The following is a 255-nucleotide window of genomic DNA, read 5'->3' as shown; positions in this document are numbered from 1 at the left end:
TGTCGGGCAAGATCATCAACATCCACCACTCCTTCCTGCCGTCCTTCAAGGGCGCCAACCCCTACAAGCAGGCCTATGAGCGCGGCGTCAAGCTGATCGGCGCGACCGCCCATTACGTCACCGCCGACCTCGACGAAGGCCCGATCATCGAGCAGGACACGGCCCGCATCACCCACGCCCAGAGCGCCGACGACTATGTCTCGATCGGGCGCGACGTCGAAAGCCAGGTGCTGGCCCGGGCCATCCACGCCCATA

Annotated in this window: 1 protein-coding gene; it reads left to right on the top strand. The window is 65.1% G+C overall.

Annotated features, from left to right (window positions below):
• Positions 1 to 255 (top strand): formyltransferase family protein (locus K6M89_RS30810; RefSeq protein WP_281428498.1); only part of this gene is annotated, 255 nt, incomplete at both ends.

The organism is Rhizobium croatiense, from assembly GCF_019793465.1.
Classification (GTDB): Bacteria; Pseudomonadota; Alphaproteobacteria; order Rhizobiales; family Rhizobiaceae; genus Rhizobium; species Rhizobium croatiense.
The sequence above is the reverse complement of the archived record's forward strand: the minus strand, read 5'-3'. Positions and strand labels throughout refer to the sequence as shown.